Annotated in this window: 2 protein-coding genes; both read left to right on the plus strand. The window is 60.4% G+C overall.

What is annotated here, in order from left to right; all coding sequences use genetic code 11:
* Positions 1–198: 198 nt before the first annotated feature.
* Positions 199–945, plus strand: a complete 747-nt coding sequence (locus AC5RWT_RS37185) for a DUF8175 domain-containg protein (protein WP_494084586.1) — start codon at positions 199–201, stop codon at positions 943–945.
* Between the two features lie 63 nt (positions 946–1,008).
* On the plus strand, positions 1,009–1,640 hold a 632-nt coding region (locus AC5RWT_RS37190), incomplete at its 3' end, for a TrbL/VirB6 family protein (RefSeq protein WP_494084587.1).

Below are 1,640 nucleotides of genomic sequence, written 5' to 3' on the forward strand. Positions count from 1 at the left end.
TCCGGCATCGGCCTGGTCCTCGGCGTCCTGGGCGTCATCATCGTCGGCATCGGCATGGTCATCCAACTCCAGCGCGGTGAAGGCGCACAGGCGATCGGCAAGCTCGGCTGGGTCCTCATGGGCTGCATCATCATCACCGGTGCCGCAGGCATCGTCCGCGCCTTCGTCTAAGCCAGCACCATCAACGGGAGGTTCCGTATGAGCCAGTCAACAGAGAGCACCACCGAAAGCAATCCGTTCACCAGGCCCGGGTTCATCATCGCGGCCGCGCTTGTGGTTGCGCTGGTTGCGGCAGGGATCATCATCTTCCTTCTCCCCAAGGGCAAGAGCGATGCCCGCCCCATACCGGACACAGCGGAATCCGCCTCAGCTGCAGCAAGTCTCAGTCCCGCCCGTGCAGACAAAAGCATCTGTGGGCTGCCTTCTTCTTCTGACACAGCCCTAGGAGCGGCTCCCCAATCCAAGTGGGAACTGGTCGGCCGCATGGCTGCACCGACTGAGCCCACGACTTCCGGCCCAGGTTTGACCGACGCCAGCGGCTTCCGTTCATGCTTTGCACACTCACCGACTGGAGCACTCTATTCTGCGGCGAACGCCGTCGCTCTCGGTTCCTCCGCCCAGGACGAGGTCAAGCTCGCGGAGCGGCTACTGGTACCGGGCGCCGGCAGGGACGCGGCCATCAAGGCTGCGACAACACGAAGTTCATCGACTGAATCCAGTCAAAGCGCACAAATCAGGGGATTCATCATGAAGTCCTACAGCCCCACTGAGGCCGATGTTGATTTGGCCTTTCAGCTCCAAAACGGGGCCTTGGCGCACAGCGTCCTCTCGCTGCGGTGGGTGGACGGAGACTGGAAGGTCAAAGCCTCAGATGATGGCCAGATATTCACTGGCACCGCCCAGCTCACCGATCTGAGCGGCTTCATTGCCTGGTCTGGGGTGTAAGCGATGGCTGACTGCAAACTGGGTGACATCACGTGCGTTGCCGGCAACGTGGTATCAGGAGCCGTGGACGACGCTATAACCAACCTGGGCAAGGCCATCACTGAAGGCATGAGCCAGATGGTGACGACGTTATCCACGTTCTGGGTTTCCATGCCGACCGTGAACCTGACCAGTGAGGACGGATCAGCAGAGAGTCCCGTGGTATCCGCCGTGAACAGTGAGCTGATGCCCTGGACTCTGACCCTGGCCGTCCTTTCCGTGATTATTGGCGGCATCCGGATGGTCTGGGAACAGCGCGGCGCGCCCCTAAAGGATTTGCTCCGGTCACTTCTCACACTCACCCTGGTTTCAGGACTCGGTCTGGGAGTCATCGCCATATTGGTGATCGCGGCCGATACCTTCGCGGCCGCGATCATCCAGCGGTCCACGGATGGTAAGGGTTTTGCCGAGGCAATGAATGGCCTGGTTATGACCGGTCAGAGCGGTATCGCCCAGTTCATTCTGATCGTTCTGGGCCTGGTTGGATTGATCGCATCTTTGGTTCAGATAGTGCTGATGGTTGTCCGCAGCGGCATGCTGGTGATCCTGGCGGGCATCCTGCCCACCACGGCCGCATTCACGAACACGGAAATGGGCAGGCAATGGTTCCAAAAGGCCGTCGGCTGGACTATCGCCTTCATCCTTTACAAGCCGGC

The sequence above is a fragment of the Arthrobacter sp. Dra40 genome, from assembly GCF_059091905.1.

What these genes read in the sequence shown, in the direction of transcription:
- AC5RWT_RS37185 (WP_494084586.1), top strand. Translation starts at nt 199, where the DNA reads ATGAGCCAGTCAACAGAGAGCACCACCGAAAGCAATCCGTTCACCAGG.